Raw genomic sequence first — 19050 nt, 5'->3', positions numbered from 1 at the left:
AGGTTGGCCTAGTATGAACCGAGGTTCACAATGAAATTTGTCAAATCTATCGCTATTGGCAGCCTGCTGCTGGGTCTCATGGGTACCGCTTACGCTGAAGGCGGCTTCGAGCGAACGAAACAGTTCAACGAGAACTTCCGAACCGAACAGGCTCGCCTATGGAGCGATGACTCTTCGGACCAGAACAAACAACAAGTCGCTCAAGAGCAAAAGAAAGAAAGCAAGGATGGTAAGGAACAAGCCGACAATTAATCGGCGGTTAAATAGGACTTCAAATGACGAAAGAAATCGACAAAAAAGCCAGGGTAAAACCTGGCTTTTTTGTGCTTGGAATTTAGCCTTCGTTCTTGCGAGGCGTTTCCGCATTGCTTTCTCCGGCCAGACCCTCGGCACCTTGTGCGGGGCGTTTCCAATGGCACAGCAGGAGCTGGCTGGCGTTCGCTTCGGTGATCGATGTGCAAGCTAGATCAGCGGGCAGACCATCCTTGCTGTCTCGCAAGCGCCTGGACAGATAGAACGAGCCATCCCGCGGCCACTTGGCAGGATCCTTGATGTTCTCGGACTTCCCGCTGCTGTAAAACTCCGACGAGTATGAGCGGCGGCCAGGATAGATCAGGGGAGCGGAATGAGCAGACTGCACATTGAGCCAGGCTTGAACCACATCCCGCTGATTCTGAGGGCGCTCCTCTAGTACCCCGGCGTAGATGATGCCCGCACCGATGATTGGCAACACCAATGCGCTCGCAGCGGCAGCCCAGGTGGTCTTCGGGCCAACTTCGCTGACCCGTGCAGACAGCAGCAATGCCCACGCTGGCAGCGCGGGTAGCAGGTAGGTCCACAGAATGTTGCCTGCAAATGTGAAGAAGACCGGTGTCGCCAAGGCCCACAGCCAGAGGTAGGCTTTGAAGCGCTGCATCGATCCACGCTTGCGGATCAACAGTGGTAGAAACAAGGCCCATGGCAGTAGCGACAATCCGAGCTGGATCCAGATGCTGCCGTACGGCTTGGCATGAGCACTACCATAGAGGTCCCCTGCCCAGTTACTGACGACGTAGCGGCTCCAGTGCTCACCAACGAAGAAGTACTCCATGAAGCCGGGCGTTTTCATCTCGGCCGCGACATACCATGGCACGGATATACCGAACATGAGTACAAGGCCGCTAATCCAGGGAAGCCTCAGTACCCGTCCCCATTCCTTGTAGATAACGAACCAGGCGAATGCCGGCGCCCCCATAAGCACCAGGGTCAGCGGCCCTTTGGCAAGCAAGCCCAGCCCGAGACCTGCGAACATCAGGTAGGCATCCGCCTTGCTGGCGCACTTCATCCAACGCCAGAAACCGTAGCTGGCCAGCAGAATCGAGAACGACAAAACAGGGTCAGTCAGCACAACACCGCTGGAGACCAGGCCAAGTGTGGTGCTGGAAAAAATAATGGCAGCCCAGATGCCGGCGTTACGAGAAATCTGCTGCGTGCCGAGTTTGATGATGATGAAACAGCTTGCCAGGTGGAGTAGCCACGCTGGGAAGCGCGCAGCGAACTCGTTAACGCCGAAGACCGTCATGCTCGCGGCCTGGGTCCAGAAGGACAACGGAGGCTTGCCCCAGAACGGTACCCCGTAGTCGAACATGGGCGTGATCCAGTCATTCAACTCGACCATCTTGCGAGCCATTTCAGCGTAACGGGCCTCAGATGTGTCCATCAGCGGGTAGATGCCCAGCCCCACCAAACGCAATAGCAAAATCGAACCCAGGACCCACCACAGCGTCCTCTCGTTCTTCAGGTTCAGCATTTCTTACCCTCGATCGAAGCCATCGAAGGGTGGAGTGACACGGGATCTGCCTTGTTGCTGTGCTTCAGGAAATAGAGAGGCCGGCGCTTCACTTCCGCGAGTGTCACGCCCAGGTACTCCCCCACCATGGCGACACCGACGCACATGAATGAAGCCATTCCGACGATCAGGTGATGGATGTCGAAACTGCCTGCCACAAGCGACGCAAGCATGTAGCAGATGCTGGAGACGAAAAGACCGAAACTGATGAGGCTGAAAATGCGCAGTGGTTTGCGAGAGAAGCTGACGATGCTCTCGATGGCCAGATTGAACAGGCCAGCTGCATTCCATTTGGTGCTCCCGGCATGGCGAACAGTGCGATTGTAGGGCAGTTCGATGGTACGAAAGCCTACCCAGCCGATCATGCCTTTGAGAATCCTGGAGCGTTCATCCAGGGCCCGCAGGGCTGCCAGCGGCGCAGGCCCAATCAATCGGAAATCGCTGACATCGGCCGGCATGTCCACCTTCTCCACCAGGCGCTGCATGACCCAGTAGTAAGCCCGGGCACTCATGCGCTTGAACCACGAATCACCGATTCTCAGGTTGCGCTGCATGTTCACCACGTCGTAGCCGCGTTGCCAGTAGTCCACCATGGCCGCGATGAGCTCTGGTGGATCCTGCAGGTCGACATCAATGAAGATCAGCGCACTGCCACGGGCATGGTCTATCCCGGCGCTCAGTGCAGCCTCTTTGCCGAAGTTGCGACTCAGGGACAGGCAACGTACAGATGACCCATCCTGATAGTGGCGAAGAATGTCGGCCGTCCGGTCATTACTGCCGTCGTCGACATAGAGGATTTCGCAGGAGACGGGTAAGCGCTTCACCACGCGGGTGATTCGCTGGTGGAACTCGGGGATGGTTTCCTCTTCCTGGAAGCAAGGGACCACGATGGTTAACAAGGGATCAGGGCGCTCGGGAAAGCGATGTAATGTCTGCATGATTGAATGTCCAAAAACGATGTGCAATGAATCCAAGTGCAGTGAGGCTTAAGGTCACTACGACTTGGGAGATGAGCGGTGACAGATTCGACTTGATGAGGAACCACATACCCACGCCATTGCCGAAGTTTGTGGTTAACGCGACCAGTGCAAACCTGACAGGCTGAAACTTACGAGAGCCATCTGCCACAAAACAGAGCGCCCTATTTCCAATGAAGCTCGCGATTGCGCCAACCATGCCGCCACAGATACTGGCCAGTAACGGAGTAACGAATTCTGTCGTAACCAGCAATAGGAACACCGCATAATGGACTCCCGTTGCTATGAAGCCGATCCCCAGATAACGAATCAGTAAGGTAGTAAGAGGTGGGGTTTGATTTTCCATGCCCAAAGCCTATGGAGGCAAAGGTGAAAAAATAGTGAACTAAATGTAAATGCGTAATTAGCCGAATCTATATATGGTAAGTAACAAGTCGGCGCACTAGGCTAGCACGCTACAATATCAGAGGGATTGCCTGAAAATTACGCTTTCGAAATAAAAGCCTTCCGATAACGCATGCATGACCCGTGGATTACAATGTTGACAAGATAAGGAAACACCGGGTGGCATTGAGATAGATTCCCCGAATTAAGGGGGACCTAATGGTTACACAAAATGAAACATATACAAGCACCGTTGTTCCTTACAGCCCTGACATATTGGATGATTTGCCAATTGATGATCAGCTGGCCGTAGAGTTTTTCGCAACAGCACGTTGTGCCAGTTTCAAACAGGCTGCCCGAGGGCTCAATGTGCCAGTGGTAGGCCTGCGGAAACGCTTGGAGAAACTGGAAGAGCACATTGGTGCTCCCGTGTTTGTCTACAAACACAACAAGCTTGCCCTGACCCGCACAGGCGAGAGGGTCAGCCATTACCTGTGCCAGCTCTTCGGCCCAGACGGCCTTGGCAAGTCCGGTGAAAAGGAAGTCCCCAGGCTTACCATCGCGATCACAGAGCCAGTGCTGAACGACATCGTAAACCGCGATCTAGTCGCCTACGTGCGTGATCATGCCGAAATGCAGCTGGAAATCCATTCAGAATGCACAACGCAGATGCTTTCTGAGTGTGAAGTCGATGTGGGTATCGCTTTGGTGAGCCCAGATGATAAAGGCGCGCTTGATCGCCATCCTACGTATAGGTTTGAACGGCTTGGCCGGATTGGGCACGCCCTGTTCATTTCCAGCCGCTATTCAAGAAGCGTCACCCTTCCAGTGGAGAGCTTGGATTTGCACAACTTCATGCTCGTTGTCCCTTGGGATGAAGAGATCTTGGCGGGCTCACGAAAGTGGGCATCGATAATGGCTGAGCATCAGGGCGGTACCACTCGGGTCAAGAGCTACAACCTATCACGAGGCCTTGTCGTTGGCGGTGCGTGTATTGGAGTGCTGCCCGACTACAGCCGAAAACTGGAGAGAAATATCCTACCCGTGCCGGGTTTCCTGGACGACCTGGAGGAGAAAGATGTCTATCTTGTTATCAAAACGAAGCTTGTCCGCAATCCGCAGGTTTTGGAAATTCGAAGATTGATCAAGAAGAGCTTCTTTGATAAGAAGGACTGGCTTGTTCGGTAACAGTTTTGTTAGGTTTGAAACTCCTCCGTTAACACTACAGAAACACAACTGTCATATTCGCTTGCAACCTAGTCAGAGTGCTTAGAACAAAGGCATCTTGTTACAGCAGGTGACAACCGTGGCCTGCTCCCATCTGCAAGATAAATTTAGGCCGGCGCAGGGCGAAATATAACGTCGGTAGCTAAGCACTTAACATACGAGAGGCAAGCAATGATCCGTTCTTCGAACATGCGGGAAAAGCTGTTGGCTGCCGCAATAATAGGCACATTTTCCTCGCAAGCATTCTCCGGAACAGTAACCACTGACGGAGCTGACATCGTTCTGAAGACCAAGGGCGGTCTTGAAGTATCGACTTCTGACAAGGAATTCAGTTTCAAACTGGGCGGCCGAGTTCAGGCCGACTACGGCCGTTTCGATGGTGTCTTCACCAAGAATGGCGATACCGCTGACGCAGGCTACTTCCGTCGCGCCTACCTTGAGCTCGGTGGCGTGCTGTACCGCGACTGGAAGTATCAGCTCAACTACGACCTTTCCCGCAACACGGGCAACGACTCCGACGGCTACTTCGACGAAGCCAGCCTGACCTACACGGGTTTCAAGCCGGTGCAACTGCGCTTTGGCCGTTTCTACACCGACTTCGGTCTTGAGAAAGCCACCAGTTCGAAGTGGACCACCGCCATGGAGCGGAACCTCTCGTACGACCTGGCGGACTGGATCAACGACAACGCCGGCATGGGTGTTCAAGCCACCAGCACCATCGCTGACATGGCTTATGTTTCCGGTAGCGTTTTCAGCGAAACCAATAACAACTCGGATGGCGACAGCACCAAGCGCTACAACGTACGTGGCGTGTTCGCACCGCTGCACAGTGATGGCAACGTCCTGCACGTCGGTGCTCAGTACGCTTACCGCGACCTCAAAAACAGTGCGGTCGATACCCGGATTCGTTCGCGTCTGGGCGTCCGCGGTGTAGATACCAATGGCGGCGGCGATGCCGGCACCAACGGCAACCGCATGCTGTTTGGCGGTGCTGCTGCACAAGATGGCCTGTGGAAGGACGACTCGGTCTGGGGTCTCGAAGGTGCCTGGGCCACCGGCCCGTTCTCGGTTCAAGCGGAATACCTTCGCCGCAAGCTGAAAGCTGACCAGGCCAACAACGACATGAAGGCCTCCGGTTACTACGCCCAGATGGCTTACACCCTGACCGGCGAGCCGCGTATCTACAAGCTCGATGGTGCCAAGTTCGACACTATCAAACCAGAGAACAAGGAACTGGGGGCCTGGGAAGTCTTCTACCGCTTTGACGATATCAAGGTCGAAGACGGCAACCTGGTCACCGCGGCGGACCAATCGAACGAGCGCAAGGCCAAGAGCCACACGGTGGGTGTGAACTGGTACGTCAACGAGGCGGTGAAAGTCAGTGCCAACTACATCAACGTGCGCACCGACAACAACGAGAACACCGTGGGCGACGACAGCGGCAATGCCATCGTGACCCGCCTGCAATACGTCTTCTGATCCCTCTCATCAGTCTGACGTGAGAAAGCCGGAAGCGCTCAACGTGCTTCCGGCTTTCCTGTTTCTGGAGGTGATCAAGCATGGAGCGCCCTCCTCCTACCTGCTTTCGCTTACCGATGACCGCTCTTGCCAAAGCTCGGCGAATCTGATGTGATTGCCGCGTCGGGCTTTGCATGGTGGCCGTGCAAGCAAATCAAACCTGACTCCTATTCATGATTGAACCTGATTCGACGTCCAGCTTCGCGTCTAACGGCCCTACAAGCGCAGCTACCCCAACGTCGCTCATTAGGGGATAGTCATGCCTGCAAAAAAGCTGCTTCAACCTCTCGCTGCTCAGCTGCACGCCTCGTTCTCGGCTTCTGGCCGCCCGTACTCTCATCTGCACCTCCACCAGCTGTTCCACGCGGCCATCGGCTCCGTTGCACCGCAAGTTGCCATCCAAGACAAGCTGCCAATTCAGGTCTGTCGTGACAACGAGACACGGCAGTACAACCTCTACGCGGCGGTCGAGCGGGCGAAAACGTGCTTAGGATTGACCGATCTTCAAGCAGTCGGTGTGGCTGAAGAAGTCATTGAGGTGCTACGAACTGCGGGAATCGGCGTGAACCAGGTTCGCCTGCTCCTTGACCCCTCCTTCAGCTCGAAGACTCGCAAAAAGGCCTTCAAGGCTCTCTGCAAGAACCTGGATCTGAACGAGCTAGGCGATCGCTTCGTCCCCAAGACTGCCACGTTGGCCATCGCTGCTGGTATTGCGCCGCCTCCCAAAATGTCGTGGAAGGATCGCTTCGCCCTGGCTGCAAATTCCCCCATGCGGGGGCCAAGCGAGCTCATCAGCATGGTCAACCGGGATGAGTGTTATCTGTGGGTATTCCCACCGACTGACCATCATGCGACGGCTCCAGCGACGCATGACCGTTTCTTTGGTGAAAAGACCCACCCGAGCGCAGAAATGGGCATGGGGTTCAGCATCATCGATTCCGGCTGGACCCGCCCCAAGTACCCGCTATCCAGGCAGTCACAAGAGACCTTCATCCAGTATTCGCTTTCTGCGCCGATGTGGTCCTGGCGCGCACAAAGTGACACCTGGCGCCTGGGAAACATCCTGCGTTCAAGAATCCTTGACGGGGCTCCTTGGCATAACGAGCCTCTGAGTGACGTGCTTCCGAGCGGCCTTAAATCCCTGCCCCGGATCTATGGGTGCGAAACCTGCCGAACGCTGTTCATTGAGAATCACAGCGACTACCCGGATGTACCCACTCAGTGCCAATGCGGTGAGGCGAGCAGCACGGGTGACCAAAACGAGTCATCTGCTCTCAATAGCTGATTTTCCTTACGGTGGCGGGCTGAGCCCCCCGTTAGGGATTGGCTATGGGAGCGGGATTCGCTCACCCCAAACCTGAAGGCGCCGCCACCTAACCGAGCGATATGAGCTGAATGCTCGCGGAGTAGATATGCAAAAGAGTAAAAACAAACAGGACACCCTGGCGGCGATCAATGCGCTTGTCGAGATTGCGTATGATCAGGGATTTGCGGACGGACACGGAGTCGGCAATCAAGTCGGTTTCGTAGCCGGTGTCATGAGCCTCAAAGCTGCATTGGCCTGCGGCTTACGGCATGGCTCACCTGAGTGCGGAAAGGCCCTTGAAAGCCTCAAGCGCATCGGGATCGACGAGTGAGAGAAAAGTACGGGTCGTGCGCTGATCGCGCACGACCCGTACTTCTACTTCAGGTCATTTCCCTGCTTAGCTTCATGATTGAAGCTCAGGGATCAGGTGCTTCTGCGGTAGGCCAACAGGCGCAAGGCGTTGAAGACGACCAACAGTGTGGAGCCCTCATGGATCGCAACAGCGGCACCAATGCTCAAGCCCATGATGGTGGACGGAACCAGGATGGCCACAATCCCCAAGCTGACGAACAGATTCTGGTGGATGATCGATCGCGTGTGACGGCTCAGCCCCACCGCAAATGGGAGTTGCCTGATGTCGTCAGCCATAAGCGCGATATCAGCCGTTTCCAGGGCAACATCAGATCCAGCAGCCCCCATTGCGATACCAACGCTCGAACTGGCCATGGCAGGGGCATCATTGACGCCGTCACCCACCATGGCCACCTTGGCGCTAAGGCGCAGGTTTTTGATGGCCTTGACCTTGTCTTCCGGCATCAGGTCTCCCCACGCTTCATCTAAGCCAACTTGTTTGGCTACAGCCTCTGCAACGCGGTTGTGGTCTCCAGAAATCATGACCATGCGTTCGATGCCCATCTCTCTAAGCTTCTGGAGTGCCTCTTTGGCCCCCTCCCGGGGTGTGTCCAATAGCCCGATAGCGCCCAGATCCTTGTCAGCACGCCGTACCACCATGGTGGTACGGCCTGACTGACGTAGACGCTCCGCAGCCTCCAGGGCTGCCTTGCTGAGTGCGGGAATACCATTGGTACCGAACATCTCGACCTTGCCAATCCAGACGAACTGCCCATCAAGCTCAGCACGCACGCCGCGGCCAATCATGTTGCTCATGTTCTTGGCTTGGAATCGGCACCGTGTGCCAATCATCTCTTCACCGTCACGCACAATTGCCGCAGCCAGCGGATGGTCGCTCATCGACTCCACAGCGATGGCGACGTTTAGCAGATCCTCGATCTGCGTGCCGCCTATGGGTATTACATCGGTGATACGTGGGCGCCCTTCGGTCAGGGTACCGGTCTTGTCGAATGCCATGGCATTCAATGATCCAAGCTCTTCAAGTGGCGCACCGCCCTTGATCAGCACGCCACCTCGGGCTGCCCTGGCGATGCCAGAGAGAATGGCGCTTGGTGTAGCGATCGCGAGCGCGCAGGGGCTGGCTGCAACCAGTACGGCCATCGCCCGGTAGAACGAGTCACGGAACGGCTCGTCAAGGAAAATGCCGGCAAATAGCAGCCCGACTACCAGCAGTAAAACCAACGGGACGAATATGCGTTGGAAGCGGTCCGTGAATCGCTGGGTCGGTGACTTCCTGACTTCGGCTTCACTGACCATCTTGATGACCCGCGCCAAGGTACTCTCCGTAGAGCGCCGGGTTACCTCAACCTCGATGAGCGTTTCGCCATTGATGGTACCGGCGAAGACTTTCGAGGCTGCATCCACTGCATCTGGCTTGCTGCGTGCGAGTTCGGCATCAGGAACAGGTTGCTTGTCCACGGGGACGCTCTCACCGGTTACTGGCGCCTGGTTGATACTTGAGGAGCCTACGACTACAAAACCATCGGCCGGCAGGCGGTCATTGGGGCGCACGATGACAACGTCACCGGGAACCAGCAGCTCCACGGGCATCTCCACCGTGCCATTTGCTCTGCGTACGATCGCGGTGGCTGGTGCGAGCTTGGACAGTGCCTCAATCGCTTTCTTGGCCCGCCCCATCGCGTAGCTTTCAAGGGAATGCCCCAGACTGAACAGGAACAGCAGCAGAGCCCCCTCCGCCCAGGCGCCGATGCTCGCGGCACCGACTGCGGCGAGAAGCATCAGCGAGTCGATCTCGAAGCGTTTCTGACGGATGTTGGTAACCGCTTCCTTAGTGGTGAACCATCCACCGAACACGTAGGCCGACACGTACAGAATCAGAGGCAGACGATCAATCAGGCCAAGTTTTCCTGCGAGAGCTCCGGCACCCAGGAGAGCACCACAGATCAGCGCGAAAATCAGCTCTGTGTTCATTCCAAAAATGCCGCCATGCTCATGGCTATGACCTTCATGCCCGGCTTGGTCATCAGGGCGTTCAAGCAAACTCTTCATAACTCGTCCCTTCTGGGGTCAAGGCTTCCAATTGCCCTCTGCAGTTGGGGAGCCGTCTCTGTTGGTTGGCTAAGATCTATTGCACGGTTTGCCCGAGCCCAGGCGTTAACATTTCGAAGCTATGGGGTATCGGGCGTAATAAAAAATGCCAGGCACTGCCTGGCATTTATGAATTCTCTAATTGTTCTGTTCAAATCGTTTACTACTTGTTGTTGATGCATTGCGAATACATCGAGTAACGAACAGTCTTGAGCGTGCCCTGGGAGTCCTCGAAGGTCATCAACCGTGGATAGACCTGGCAGGTACGGGGGTCCTGCGACTGACGTACGAATTTCGCAACGTCTATCTTCATGCCATATTTGTAATCCTGAATCTCTGGCATTGGCTTGCCATTTTTCTCCGCGTACTTGGCCACTGCGGTCTGGTGTTCCTTGGTGTATTGAAGCTGCTTGCTCTCGGAGAAAGTGTTGGCCTGCGAAGCCACCGAGAAAACAACAAGTGCAGCAGCGATAATTAGCTTTTTCATAAAACCCTCTCAATTTCAAAACTTCTCGGGCGTAACCTTAGCAATGCATAGGCATCACCGGCATGACGAGAAACTTACAATTTTGAAAGGTAAGTGCATCTACTTCACTTTAAACAAAAAAGCCCACAACACGTGTTGTGGGCTTCTCTTTAGCGGAGGCTGTTAGCTAACCACTTCGGCCTCGTCGCCGTCTTCATCCTTGCGGTGTGCCCAGTGATACAGGGCAGGCAGTACCAGCAAGGTCAGTGCGGTGGAGGACAGGATCCCGCCAATCACCACCGTCGCCAATGGCCGCTGAACTTCGGCACCGGTGCCGGTGGCCAAAGCCATCGGGATGAAGCCCAGGGACGCTACCAAGGCTGTCATCAGAACAGGTCGCAGACGGGTCAATGCACCTTCATCGACTGCCTGTCTGAGCGTTCGTCCCTCCTCCCTTAGCCCGCGGATGAAGGCAATCATCACCAGGCCGTTCAGTACTGCAACGCCGGACAGTGCAATGAAGCCGACACCTGCCGAGATCGACAGTGGGATGTCCCGCAGCCACAACGCCACAACACCACCGGTGAGTGCGAATGGAATACCGGTGAAGACCAGCATGCCGTCCTTCAGGTTGTTGAACATCAGGAACAACAAGGTCATGACCAGCAGCAAGGCGACTGGAACAACGATCTGCAGGCGTTTGGCAGCCGACTGCAGCTGCTCGAACTGGCCCCCCCAAGTCGTCCAGTAGCCCGCAGGGATTTGCACCTTCTTGTCCAGCGATGCGGTCGCCTCCTCAACGAAGGACCCCAGATCGCGGCCTCGAACGTTGGCGCTGACGATAACCAGACGTTTGCCGTTCTCGCGGCTGATTTGGTTCGGGCCCAGTTGCAGGTCCAGATTGGCGACCTGGGACAGCGGGATGAAGCCGATCTGATTGGCACCCTGTGCCGCATTGGCAGGTACCGGGATCAGCAAGCTGGACATACCCGCTACGTCGGTGCGAACGGTCTCTGGTAGGCGTACTACCATGTCGAACCGACGGTCGCCCTCATACAGCGTGCCGGCCTGACGGCCACCCACGGCGATAGCGATCGAGTTCTGAACATCCGCGATGTTCAGGCCGTAGCGTGCTGCTTTTTCGCGGTCAATGTTGATGGTCAGCACCGGCAGGCCGGATGTCTGCTCAACTTTCACTTCCGATGAGCCCGGGACCGCTTTGAGCGCTGCCGCGATCTTGTTGGCGGTGTTGTTGAGCACGTCCATGTCATCGCCGAAGACTTTCACAGCGACGTCACTACGCACGCCCGAAATCAGCTCGTTGAAACGCAGTTGGATTGGCTGCGACAACTCGTAGTTGCTTCCTGGAACACCCGCTGCGGCCTTCTGCACTTCAGCAATCAGCTCATCACGAGGCTTCTTCGGGTTAGGCCACTGATCCTGAGGCTTGAGCATGATGTAGGCGTCAGAGGCGTTCGGCGGCATCGGGTCAGATGCAATTTCTGCGGTACCCGAGCGTGCGAACATCCGCTCAACTTCAGGCACCTGCGCAATCACCGCTTTCTCCAGACGCTGCTGCATCTCGACAGATTGAGTGAGGCTCGTTCCAGGCACACGCATGGCCTGCATCGCAAAGTCACCCTCACTGAGGCTTGGGATGAACTCGCTACCCATACGACTTGCCAGCAAACCACTGAGCACGACCAAGGCTACTGCGGCCGAGAAAGCGATGTTCCGATGTCCCAGCACCCATTGCAGAACCGGTTCATAGCGCAGTCGAGCTGTGCGCATGACCACGCCTTCCTCTTCCTTCACCTTGCCAGTGACGAACATGGCAATAGCTGCAGGAACAAAGGTAACGGACAGGACCATTGCACCCAGCAGCGCCATCACAACGGTGAAGGCCATCGGGTGGAACATTTTGCCTTCGACGCCGGTGAGGGCGAAGATCGGCAGGTACACCACCATGATGATCAGCTGACCGAAGATCAGCGGCCGGCGAGCTTCTCGCGCCGCGGCAAAGACCTCGTGGAAGCGTTCGGTTTTGGTGAGCATGCGGCCATGCTTATGTTGCGCATGAGCCAGTCGACGGATCGCGTTTTCTACAATAACCACGGCACCGTCGACGATGATGCCGAAGTCGAGTGCCCCCAAACTCATTAAGTTGGCACTGACCTTGTTGTTGAACATGCCTGTGAAGGTGAACAGCATGGACAGCGGAATCACCATCGCGGTGATCAGAGCCGCACGGATGTTGCCGAGGAACAGGAACAGAATGGCGATAACCAGGATCGCGCCTTCCACCAGGTTCTTCTTCACCGTCGCGATGGCTTTTTCAACCAGGTTGGTACGGTCGTAAACAGTCACAGCCACCACGCCCTTTGGCAGGGTGCGGTTGATGTCCGCCAATTTGGCGGCGACAGCTTGAGATACGGTGCGGCTGTTTTCACCAATCAGCATGAACACGGTACCGAGCACGACTTCGCGGCCGTTCTCAGTAGCAGCACCTGTACGGAGCTCTTTACCGATGCTGACGTCAGCAACGCTGCTGATGCGAATCGGTGCACCATCCACACTGGTGATCACGATGTTGGCGATGTCTTCGATATTGCCTACCTGACCCGGTGCACGGATGAGCAACTGTTCACCATTACGCTCGATGTAGCCGGCACCGACGTTGGCGTTGTTACTTTCCAACGCTGCGACCAGGTCATTGAGTGTCAGCTTGTAGGTAGCCAGGCGCTTTGGATCCGGCGCAACCAGGAACTGCTTGGCATAACCGCCGATGGTATTGATCTCGGCCACACCCGGGACGTTACGCAGCTGAGGCTTGATGATCCAGTCCTGGATCACGCGCAGGTCGGTCGGGGTGTACGGCGTACCGTCCTCTTTGACCGCGCCATCTTCGGCTTCAACAGTCCACAGGAAGATCTCGCCGAGGCCGGTAGATACCGGACCCATGACGGCCTCTACACCTTCTGGCAGCTGTTCCTTCGCAACCTGCAGCCGCTCGTTGATCAACTGGCGGGCAAAGAAGATGTCAGTGCCATCCTTGAAGATCACGGTGACCTGAGACAGGCCAGAGCGAGACAGGGAACGGGTCTGCTGAAGGCCCGGGAGACCGGCCATGGCCGTTTCAACTGGAAACGTGATCCGTTGTTCGGTTTCCAAGGGCGAGTAACCAGGCGCTGCAGTGTTGATCTGCACCTGGACGTTGGTGATATCGGGTACCGCATCGATGGGCAGCTTTTGATAGCTGTAGATACCGATACCCGCCATGATCAGAACGGCGATCATTACTACGATGCGCTGCTCGATGGCGAATCTGATGATACGTTCAAACATGAGAAATCATCCTGTCAGTTCGCATCAGTGACCGTGTTCGGCAGAAGCTTTGCCGAGCTCGGACTTGAGTGTGAAGCTGCCACTGGTTGCTACCTGGGCGCCGGCTTCAATACCGTCGATGATTTCCACGTACCCATTGTCGCGGCGACCCAGTTTTACCGGGCGGGTGTCAAAGCCATCTGGGGTGCGTACGAATACCGAAGGTTTGTCTTCAACGGTCTGCACAGCGTGCTCAGGGACCGCTACGGCAACTCGATCGGTCTGGGAGGTGACCGCAATGTTTACGAACAGGCCTGGACGCCAGGCGCCGTTGGGGTTGGTCAAGGTGACGCGGACAGTAGCTGCACGGTTTTGCTCGCCCAGCAGGCTGCCGACATAACCCACCTTCCCTTCGACCTCGACGTTCATGTCAGGCGAAGAGACTTTCACTGCACGGCCAGTCGTGACCTTGCCCAGATCTGTCGGCGGAACTGCGAAGGTCGCCCAGACCTGATTCAGGTCGGAAAGGATGAAGGCGTTGGTCGCCTCGCTGACGACTTCGCCGACGGTCAGGTGTTTCTCCACTACCACGGCGTCGAAGGGAGCGCGGAGCTCGTAACGATTACCGCCAACGGAGTTAACCGAGGCACCGATTGCGCCGACCTTCTGCTTGGCGTTGGCCAAGGAGATCTCCGCTTCTTGCAGCGCTTGGCGTGCTTGGAGGTAGTCTTGCTCTGCAGAGATCTTGTCCTGCCACAGTTGCTTCTCACGTTCGAAGGTCACACGCGCCAGTTCGACGCGACGCTGTGCGGCCTGTTGTTCGCTGCGCAGGTCAGAGATCTGCTGGCTGGCGATTACCGCGAGGACTTGCCCTTTCTTGACCGTCTCGCCCAGGTTGGCCTGGACAGCCTCAACAACGCCAGGAACACGAGGAACCACGTGGGCAGTACGATCTTCGTCGAAGCGAATTTCGCCAGGGAAGCTCACGACGGTACCGAGGTCACGAGGCGCTGCAGCTTCCAGGGCAACACCAGCGGCCTTGATCTGTTCAGCGCTGAGCGTCAGCTTGCCCTCTTCTTCACCGCCCTCTTCGCTGTGGCCTTCTTCACCATGGCCCTCATCACCTTCCTCTTTGGCGGCAGATGCGGCTTTCTTTTCGTCGCCATGGCCATCGTTAGCGCCATGCTCGGCAGTACTGGCGGCCTGCTGTCCGGAACTGTTGTTCCAGGCAAGGCTGCCAAATCCGAGGGCTGCCACAGCGGCTACCGCGAGGGCGATCTTGCGTTTGTTATCCATTGCTACTCCTGCTGATCGTAGGCACCGGCTTGTTCAAGGCTGTGTGCCGAAGAAAATGTTTGGCCCGTTCAGCGAGTGCCGGCGGTTGAGCCGACTTCGCCATAAACCCTTTCCACCTGCGCACGCGCATTGGTCGCCGCTGCCAACGATTCGAGGTATTGGCCACGAGCGACGATCAAGGTGCGCTGGGCATCCAGCACTTCGATGAAACCGAATTTGCCCATCTCGAAGCCGCGGGTTGCGGTCTCTACGGCTTGTTGGGCTGAAGGCAGAATGGTCTTGTCGTAGGACTCGACCTCCTGCATGGCGGTGGACCATTGGTTCAACGCGGTTTGGGTTTCGGTGCGCAGGCGCAGCTCAACAGCATTGCGCTGGTCCCGGGCCTGATCTGCACGACGAGAAGCGGAAAGAATGTTGCCCTGGTTACGATCGAACAGCGGCAAAGGGATAGACAGGCCCACAGTGTTGACCCGCTCGCGCACAGAGCGGTCGTACTGGCTACCTACACTGACAGTAAGGTTCGGGATACGCTGAGCTTTCTCTGAGCCGAGCGAGGCATCGCTCTTGTCTATCTGCACCACGGCCTGACGCATTTCTGCTGTTTGGTCGAGCTTAGCCAGCAGATCTTCAGTGCGAGGTGGCAAGCCCGGGGAGAGGGTTGGCGATTCGAGTCGATCAAACACGGTGACTGAGCTCCCGGTAATTTGAGCGAGCTGTTGGTAAGCGGTCGCTTTTTCCGTTTCTGCACGTCGAACTTGCAGCTGGGCTTCGGCCAGTTGCACTTGAGCGCGGGTCGCCTCCACTGGGGACGACTTACCTGCGCGAACACGGCCATCGACGATGCGAAGACCGCGCTCAGTCAGTTCGAGAGATTGCTTGGCCAGGTCGAGACCTGTCTGGGCCCGCAACGCGGCGTAAAAGGCTTGGACGACATCTGCACGCAGGCCGTTAACGCGACGGTCTAACTCAAGCTGTGCGGCGGTCTGCCCGTATGTGGCGACGTCAACACGAGCCCCCCGCTTACCGCCCAGCTCAAGGGTCTGGCTGAGAGAGACAGTCGTCTGGCTGGTGTTACGACGGGTGTCTTCCACGTCATACGAGATTGTGGGGTTGGGGATAAGCCCGGCCTGCTTGCGAGCACCATCAGCGATCCCAATTTCTTGCCTGGCCGCGGCCAGGTCTGGGTTGGCATCCATGGCCGTCGAAAGCGCCTGGGGCAAGCTGATGCTTTGGGCAAGGGCTGCAGGCGCCATCAACCCAGAGATGACTGCACAGAGTGCAGCGATCTTCCAGGGCGAGACGGGGGTCTTGGGTAAGACATTGCGGTTATACCGGGGCACTTTGATGGTCCTCGTGCACAAACTTCGATAAAGCTTGGCGAGAACGCCGAAACAGCTGCCAAGCCCCACTTGATTAGGTGATGGCACTCTAATGAGCGGTAGCTATCAGAGGGGTGGCTAGAAAATTACAATTTCGTAAGAAAGCTTTGTAATGCCCGTAAATACTGGGAAACCCAACCCGACACGATGATTTCGATACAAGCAACAGAGATGGCAAACACGCGGTGCGAAGGTGCCGAATAACAGGTAGATGACGAAATTGTAATTGTCCTATCACCCTCCCGTTATCTTCGGCCTGCAAATATGAGCTCGCGCTACGCTAGGCGCGCCGCCGGGTCAGAACAACTAACGACACCCGCGCCGGTAAACATAATAAAAACTGCCGTGAATCAAAGGAGCATCGGATGAAAATCAAAGTACCACTGTATTTGGCGGCAGTTTCTGCGCTGTCTGGAAGCTATGCTATTTCGGCACAAGCTGAAGACAAGCCAGAAGGCTTCATTGAAGGCAGCAGCCTTACAGTGTTGAACCGTAACTTCTACTTCAACCGTGATAACCGCGACAGCACCGCCCCCACTTACAACAGTGGCAAGGGCAATACGAACGGCTACTCCGAAGCCTGGGCGCACGCGATCATCAGCAAATTCAACTCCGGGTTTACCCAAGGTACCGTTGGCTTTGGCGTTGATGCCTTTGCCATGATCGGCCTCAAGCTCGACACCGGTGATGGGCGCAACGGCGGCCGTAGCTCCTTCGACGTGCTGCCCGTTGATAACAAGGGTGAAGCTCGCGACGAATACACCAAGGTCGGCGGCGCAGCCAAAGTCCGCTTGTTCGATACCATCGTGAAAGTGGGTGATGTCTTCCCATCGACCCCGGTCGTCGCATCGGGTGACTCTCGCCTGCTGCCAGAGAGTTTCCGCGGTGTGACCGTTGAGAACACCAGCATCCAGGGCCTTACCCTCCAGGGTGGTCGTCTGCATGCGATGAGCCAGCCGGTCTCAAGCAACCTGAACGACAACTTCGTGACGTTCTACGGCGGCCCGGTCAACTCGCCATGGATCGGTTACGGTGGCGGTGACTACTCGATCAACGACAACTGGACTGTGAGCGTCTACGCCAGCCAGCTGAAAGACGTCTGGAATCAGTACTACGCCGGCACAAGCGTGGTTTACCCGCTGAGCGACGATCTGGCGCTGATCGGTGGCTTCAACTACTACAAAGCCGTAGATGAAGGTAAGAAGCGCCTGGGTGAATTCGACAACAACATCTGGAGTGCCAAGGTCGGTGTGCGTTACGGTGCCCACACCCTGGCCCTGTCGCATCAGCGCAACAACGGCGACGACGATTTCGACTACCTGCGTCAGTCGGACTCGATTTTCGTCGACAACTCCATCCAGTACAGCGACTTCAACTCGCCGAAAGAGCGTTCCTGGATGCTGCGCTATGACCTGAACTTCACCAGCTACGGCATTCCAGGCCTGACGTTCATGACGCGCTACGCCAGAGGCTCGGGTGCGGATTACTCGAACGCTAACCAGTTCTACATGCGCACCGACGACAACGGCAACCCGCTCGACAATCAGAAGCGTTGGGAGCGTGACGTCGAAGTCAAATACGTTGTCCAAACCGGTCCGGCAAAAGATCTGTCCTTCCGGTTGCGCCAGGCAACCACGCGTGCCACTGCTTTCGAATCGGATCTGGATGAAACTCGTGTAATCATCGAGTACCCGCTTTCGATTCTGTAATTCGCTAACTGGGCCAGTTATCCATTGGCGGGTCCTGTTAGTAAAACGAGCATTACGCATTCACCTTGAGTGGCTTAAGTGCTCCTTTGGTAAAAGGTGGATATTTGGCGCCCATTGGGCGCCTTTTTTTTGCCTAAAATTCAAGTAGGCGTTCGATTGTACGCATCGCATGCCGGTGAAGTTCATGACTACACCAATGACCAGTCTCTTCAATGTGAGCGACCTCGCCGTCATCTGAGCGGAACGAAGCCAGCACAAAGAAGAAAATAACCCAATACTTCATAAGGTCAAATCACCTGCTGGAGAGAGGGCCCGCAACTGTCAAACCCAAACCGCGACAAGATATACCGCCAGACTATCAACTGTATTACCTAGAAATTACAAATCCGTCATTTGAGCCCCGGCACGCTCATTTTGATTTACCATCCCTTTCAATAATGCCGGCGCGCGTGCGCGGTTAATTGCTCAGTGATATCGAGACAAAATCCCATGCGAATTCTGGTAATTGAGGATGAAGTAAAAACTGCGGAGTATGTGCGTCAAGGTCTGACGGAATGTGGCTATGTCGTAGATTGCGTCCACACCGGGTCAGATGGATTATTCTTGGCTAAGCAGCACGAATATGAGCTGATTATCCTGGATATAAATCTGCCAGAGATGGACGGTTGGCAGGTCCTTGAGTTGTTGCGTCGTAAAAACTGCCCTTCCCGTATCATGATGCTGACGGCGAGAAGCCGGCTGGCGGATAAGGTCCGGGGGCTGGAGAACGGAGCAGATGACTACCTGATCAAGCCATTTGAGTTCCCTGAGCTGCTGGCCCGGGTTCGCGCCTTGATGCGCAGGTCAGATCACCCTGCATCCGTAGAGGTCATTCGCGTCGCTGACCTGGAGCTTGATCAGAGCCGGCACAGGGCATTCAGGGACGGTCAGCGCATTGACCTGACCACGAAAGAATTCGCGTTACTGCATTACCTGATGCGTAATACCGGTGTGGTGCTGAGCCGCACCCAAATTATTTCGCAGGTTTGGGATATGAATTTTGACTGCGACACAAACGTTGTAGAGGTGTCGATTCGAAGACTCAGAGCCAAGATAGATGACCCTTTCGAGACCAAACTGATACATACGCTTCGGGGCGTAGGGTATGTGCTTGAAAAACGATAGTTGCCAAGCTCT

At 56.0% G+C, this 19050-nt stretch carries 15 protein-coding genes; 7 read left to right on the top strand and 8 right to left on the bottom strand.

The features are described 5' to 3' along the window. Positions 1–30: 30 nt before the first annotated feature. Entirely contained in the window at positions 31–252 is a 222-nt protein-coding gene (locus tag CAG18_RS19640) for a hypothetical protein (RefSeq protein WP_010951443.1), read from the top strand. 82 nt (positions 253–334) lie between these two features. Here CAG18_RS19640 and CAG18_RS19635 read toward each other — a convergent pair whose 3' ends face one another. Genes CAG18_RS19635 through CAG18_RS19625 form a run of 3 tightly spaced genes read right to left on the bottom strand, consistent with a single transcriptional unit; the run spans position 335 to position 3151 of the window. Continuing rightward, positions 335–1789, bottom strand: coding sequence for a phospholipid carrier-dependent glycosyltransferase (locus tag CAG18_RS19635; RefSeq protein WP_010951444.1), 1455 nt, complete (start codon positions 1787–1789; stop codon positions 335–337). Continuing rightward, positions 1783–2766 carry a glycosyltransferase family 2 protein gene (locus CAG18_RS19630; RefSeq protein ID WP_010951445.1) on the bottom strand — a complete coding sequence of 328 codons (984 nt, stop codon included), beginning with the start codon at positions 2764–2766 and terminating at the stop codon, positions 1783–1785. The genes CAG18_RS19635 and CAG18_RS19630 overlap by 7 nt, the downstream gene beginning before the upstream one ends. Beyond that, on the bottom strand, positions 2732–3151 hold the full coding sequence (locus CAG18_RS19625) for a GtrA family protein (RefSeq protein ID WP_010951446.1): 420 nt from the start codon (positions 3149–3151) through the stop codon (positions 2732–2734). Before CAG18_RS19625 ends, CAG18_RS19630 begins: the two co-directional genes overlap by 35 nt. 257 nt (positions 3152–3408) lie before the next feature. Between CAG18_RS19625 and CAG18_RS19620 the strand changes: the two genes are divergently transcribed. The 4 genes from CAG18_RS19620 (at position 3409) to CAG18_RS19605 (ending at position 7571) form a co-directional block, all read left to right on the top strand. After that, a complete protein-coding gene (locus CAG18_RS19620; protein ID WP_010951447.1) occupies positions 3409–4377 on the top strand; it encodes a LysR family transcriptional regulator in 969 nt (322 codons plus the stop codon). A 210-nt stretch (positions 4378–4587) separates the two neighbouring features. Continuing rightward, complete coding sequence (locus tag CAG18_RS19615) at positions 4588–5895, top strand: OprO/OprP family phosphate-selective porin (protein WP_009395904.1); 1308 nt, start codon at positions 4588–4590, stop codon at positions 5893–5895. A 298-nt stretch (positions 5896–6193) separates the two neighbouring features. Then, positions 6194–7219 carry a hypothetical protein gene (locus tag CAG18_RS19610; RefSeq protein WP_010951450.1) on the top strand — a complete coding sequence of 342 codons (1026 nt, stop codon included), beginning with the start codon at positions 6194–6196 and terminating at the stop codon, positions 7217–7219. A 127-nt stretch (positions 7220–7346) separates the two neighbouring features. After that, positions 7347–7571 carry a hypothetical protein gene (locus tag CAG18_RS19605; RefSeq protein ID WP_010951451.1) on the top strand — a complete coding sequence of 75 codons (225 nt, stop codon included), beginning with the start codon at positions 7347–7349 and terminating at the stop codon, positions 7569–7571. A 92-nt stretch (positions 7572–7663) separates the two neighbouring features. Here the strand turns inward: CAG18_RS19605 and CAG18_RS19600 are convergent, their stop codons facing one another. From CAG18_RS19600 to CAG18_RS19580, 5 genes are all read right to left on the bottom strand, one after another. After that, positions 7664–9661 (bottom strand): heavy metal translocating P-type ATPase, encoded by a 1998-nt coding sequence (locus CAG18_RS19600; protein ID WP_041476521.1) that lies wholly within the window; start codon positions 9659–9661, stop codon positions 7664–7666. 202 nt (positions 9662–9863) lie between these two features. Then, positions 9864–10187, bottom strand: a complete 324-nt coding sequence (locus tag CAG18_RS19595; protein ID WP_003253432.1) for a DUF2790 domain-containing protein — start codon at positions 10185–10187, stop codon at positions 9864–9866. Positions 10188–10349: 162 nt separating this feature from the next. Then, on the bottom strand, positions 10350–13511 hold the full coding sequence (locus CAG18_RS19590; protein ID WP_010951454.1) for a CusA/CzcA family heavy metal efflux RND transporter: 3162 nt from the start codon (positions 13509–13511) through the stop codon (positions 10350–10352). A gap of 24 nt (positions 13512–13535) precedes the next feature. Further along, complete coding sequence (locus CAG18_RS19585) at positions 13536–14786, bottom strand: efflux RND transporter periplasmic adaptor subunit (RefSeq protein ID WP_010951455.1); 1251 nt, start codon at positions 14784–14786, stop codon at positions 13536–13538. A gap of 68 nt (positions 14787–14854) precedes the next feature. Beyond that, a complete protein-coding gene (locus CAG18_RS19580) occupies positions 14855–16126 on the bottom strand; it encodes a TolC family protein (RefSeq protein WP_135002145.1) in 1272 nt (423 codons plus the stop codon). A gap of 404 nt (positions 16127–16530) precedes the next feature. Here CAG18_RS19580 and CAG18_RS19575 point away from each other — a divergent pair, with 404 nt between their 5' ends. Further along, a complete protein-coding gene (locus CAG18_RS19575; protein ID WP_003253422.1) occupies positions 16531–17874 on the top strand; it encodes an OprD family porin in 1344 nt (447 codons plus the stop codon). A gap of 489 nt (positions 17875–18363) precedes the next feature. Continuing rightward, positions 18364–19038, top strand: a complete 675-nt coding sequence (locus tag CAG18_RS19570; protein ID WP_003253420.1) for a heavy metal response regulator transcription factor — start codon at positions 18364–18366, stop codon at positions 19036–19038. The last annotated feature ends 12 nt before the right edge of the window (positions 19039–19050 follow it).

This window comes from Pseudomonas sp. B22(2017) (assembly GCF_002113105.1).
Taxonomy (GTDB): domain Bacteria; phylum Pseudomonadota; class Gammaproteobacteria; order Pseudomonadales; family Pseudomonadaceae; genus Aquipseudomonas; species Aquipseudomonas asiatica.
Note: the sequence above shows the minus strand (reverse complement) of the source record. Positions and strands in the feature narration are given on the sequence as shown.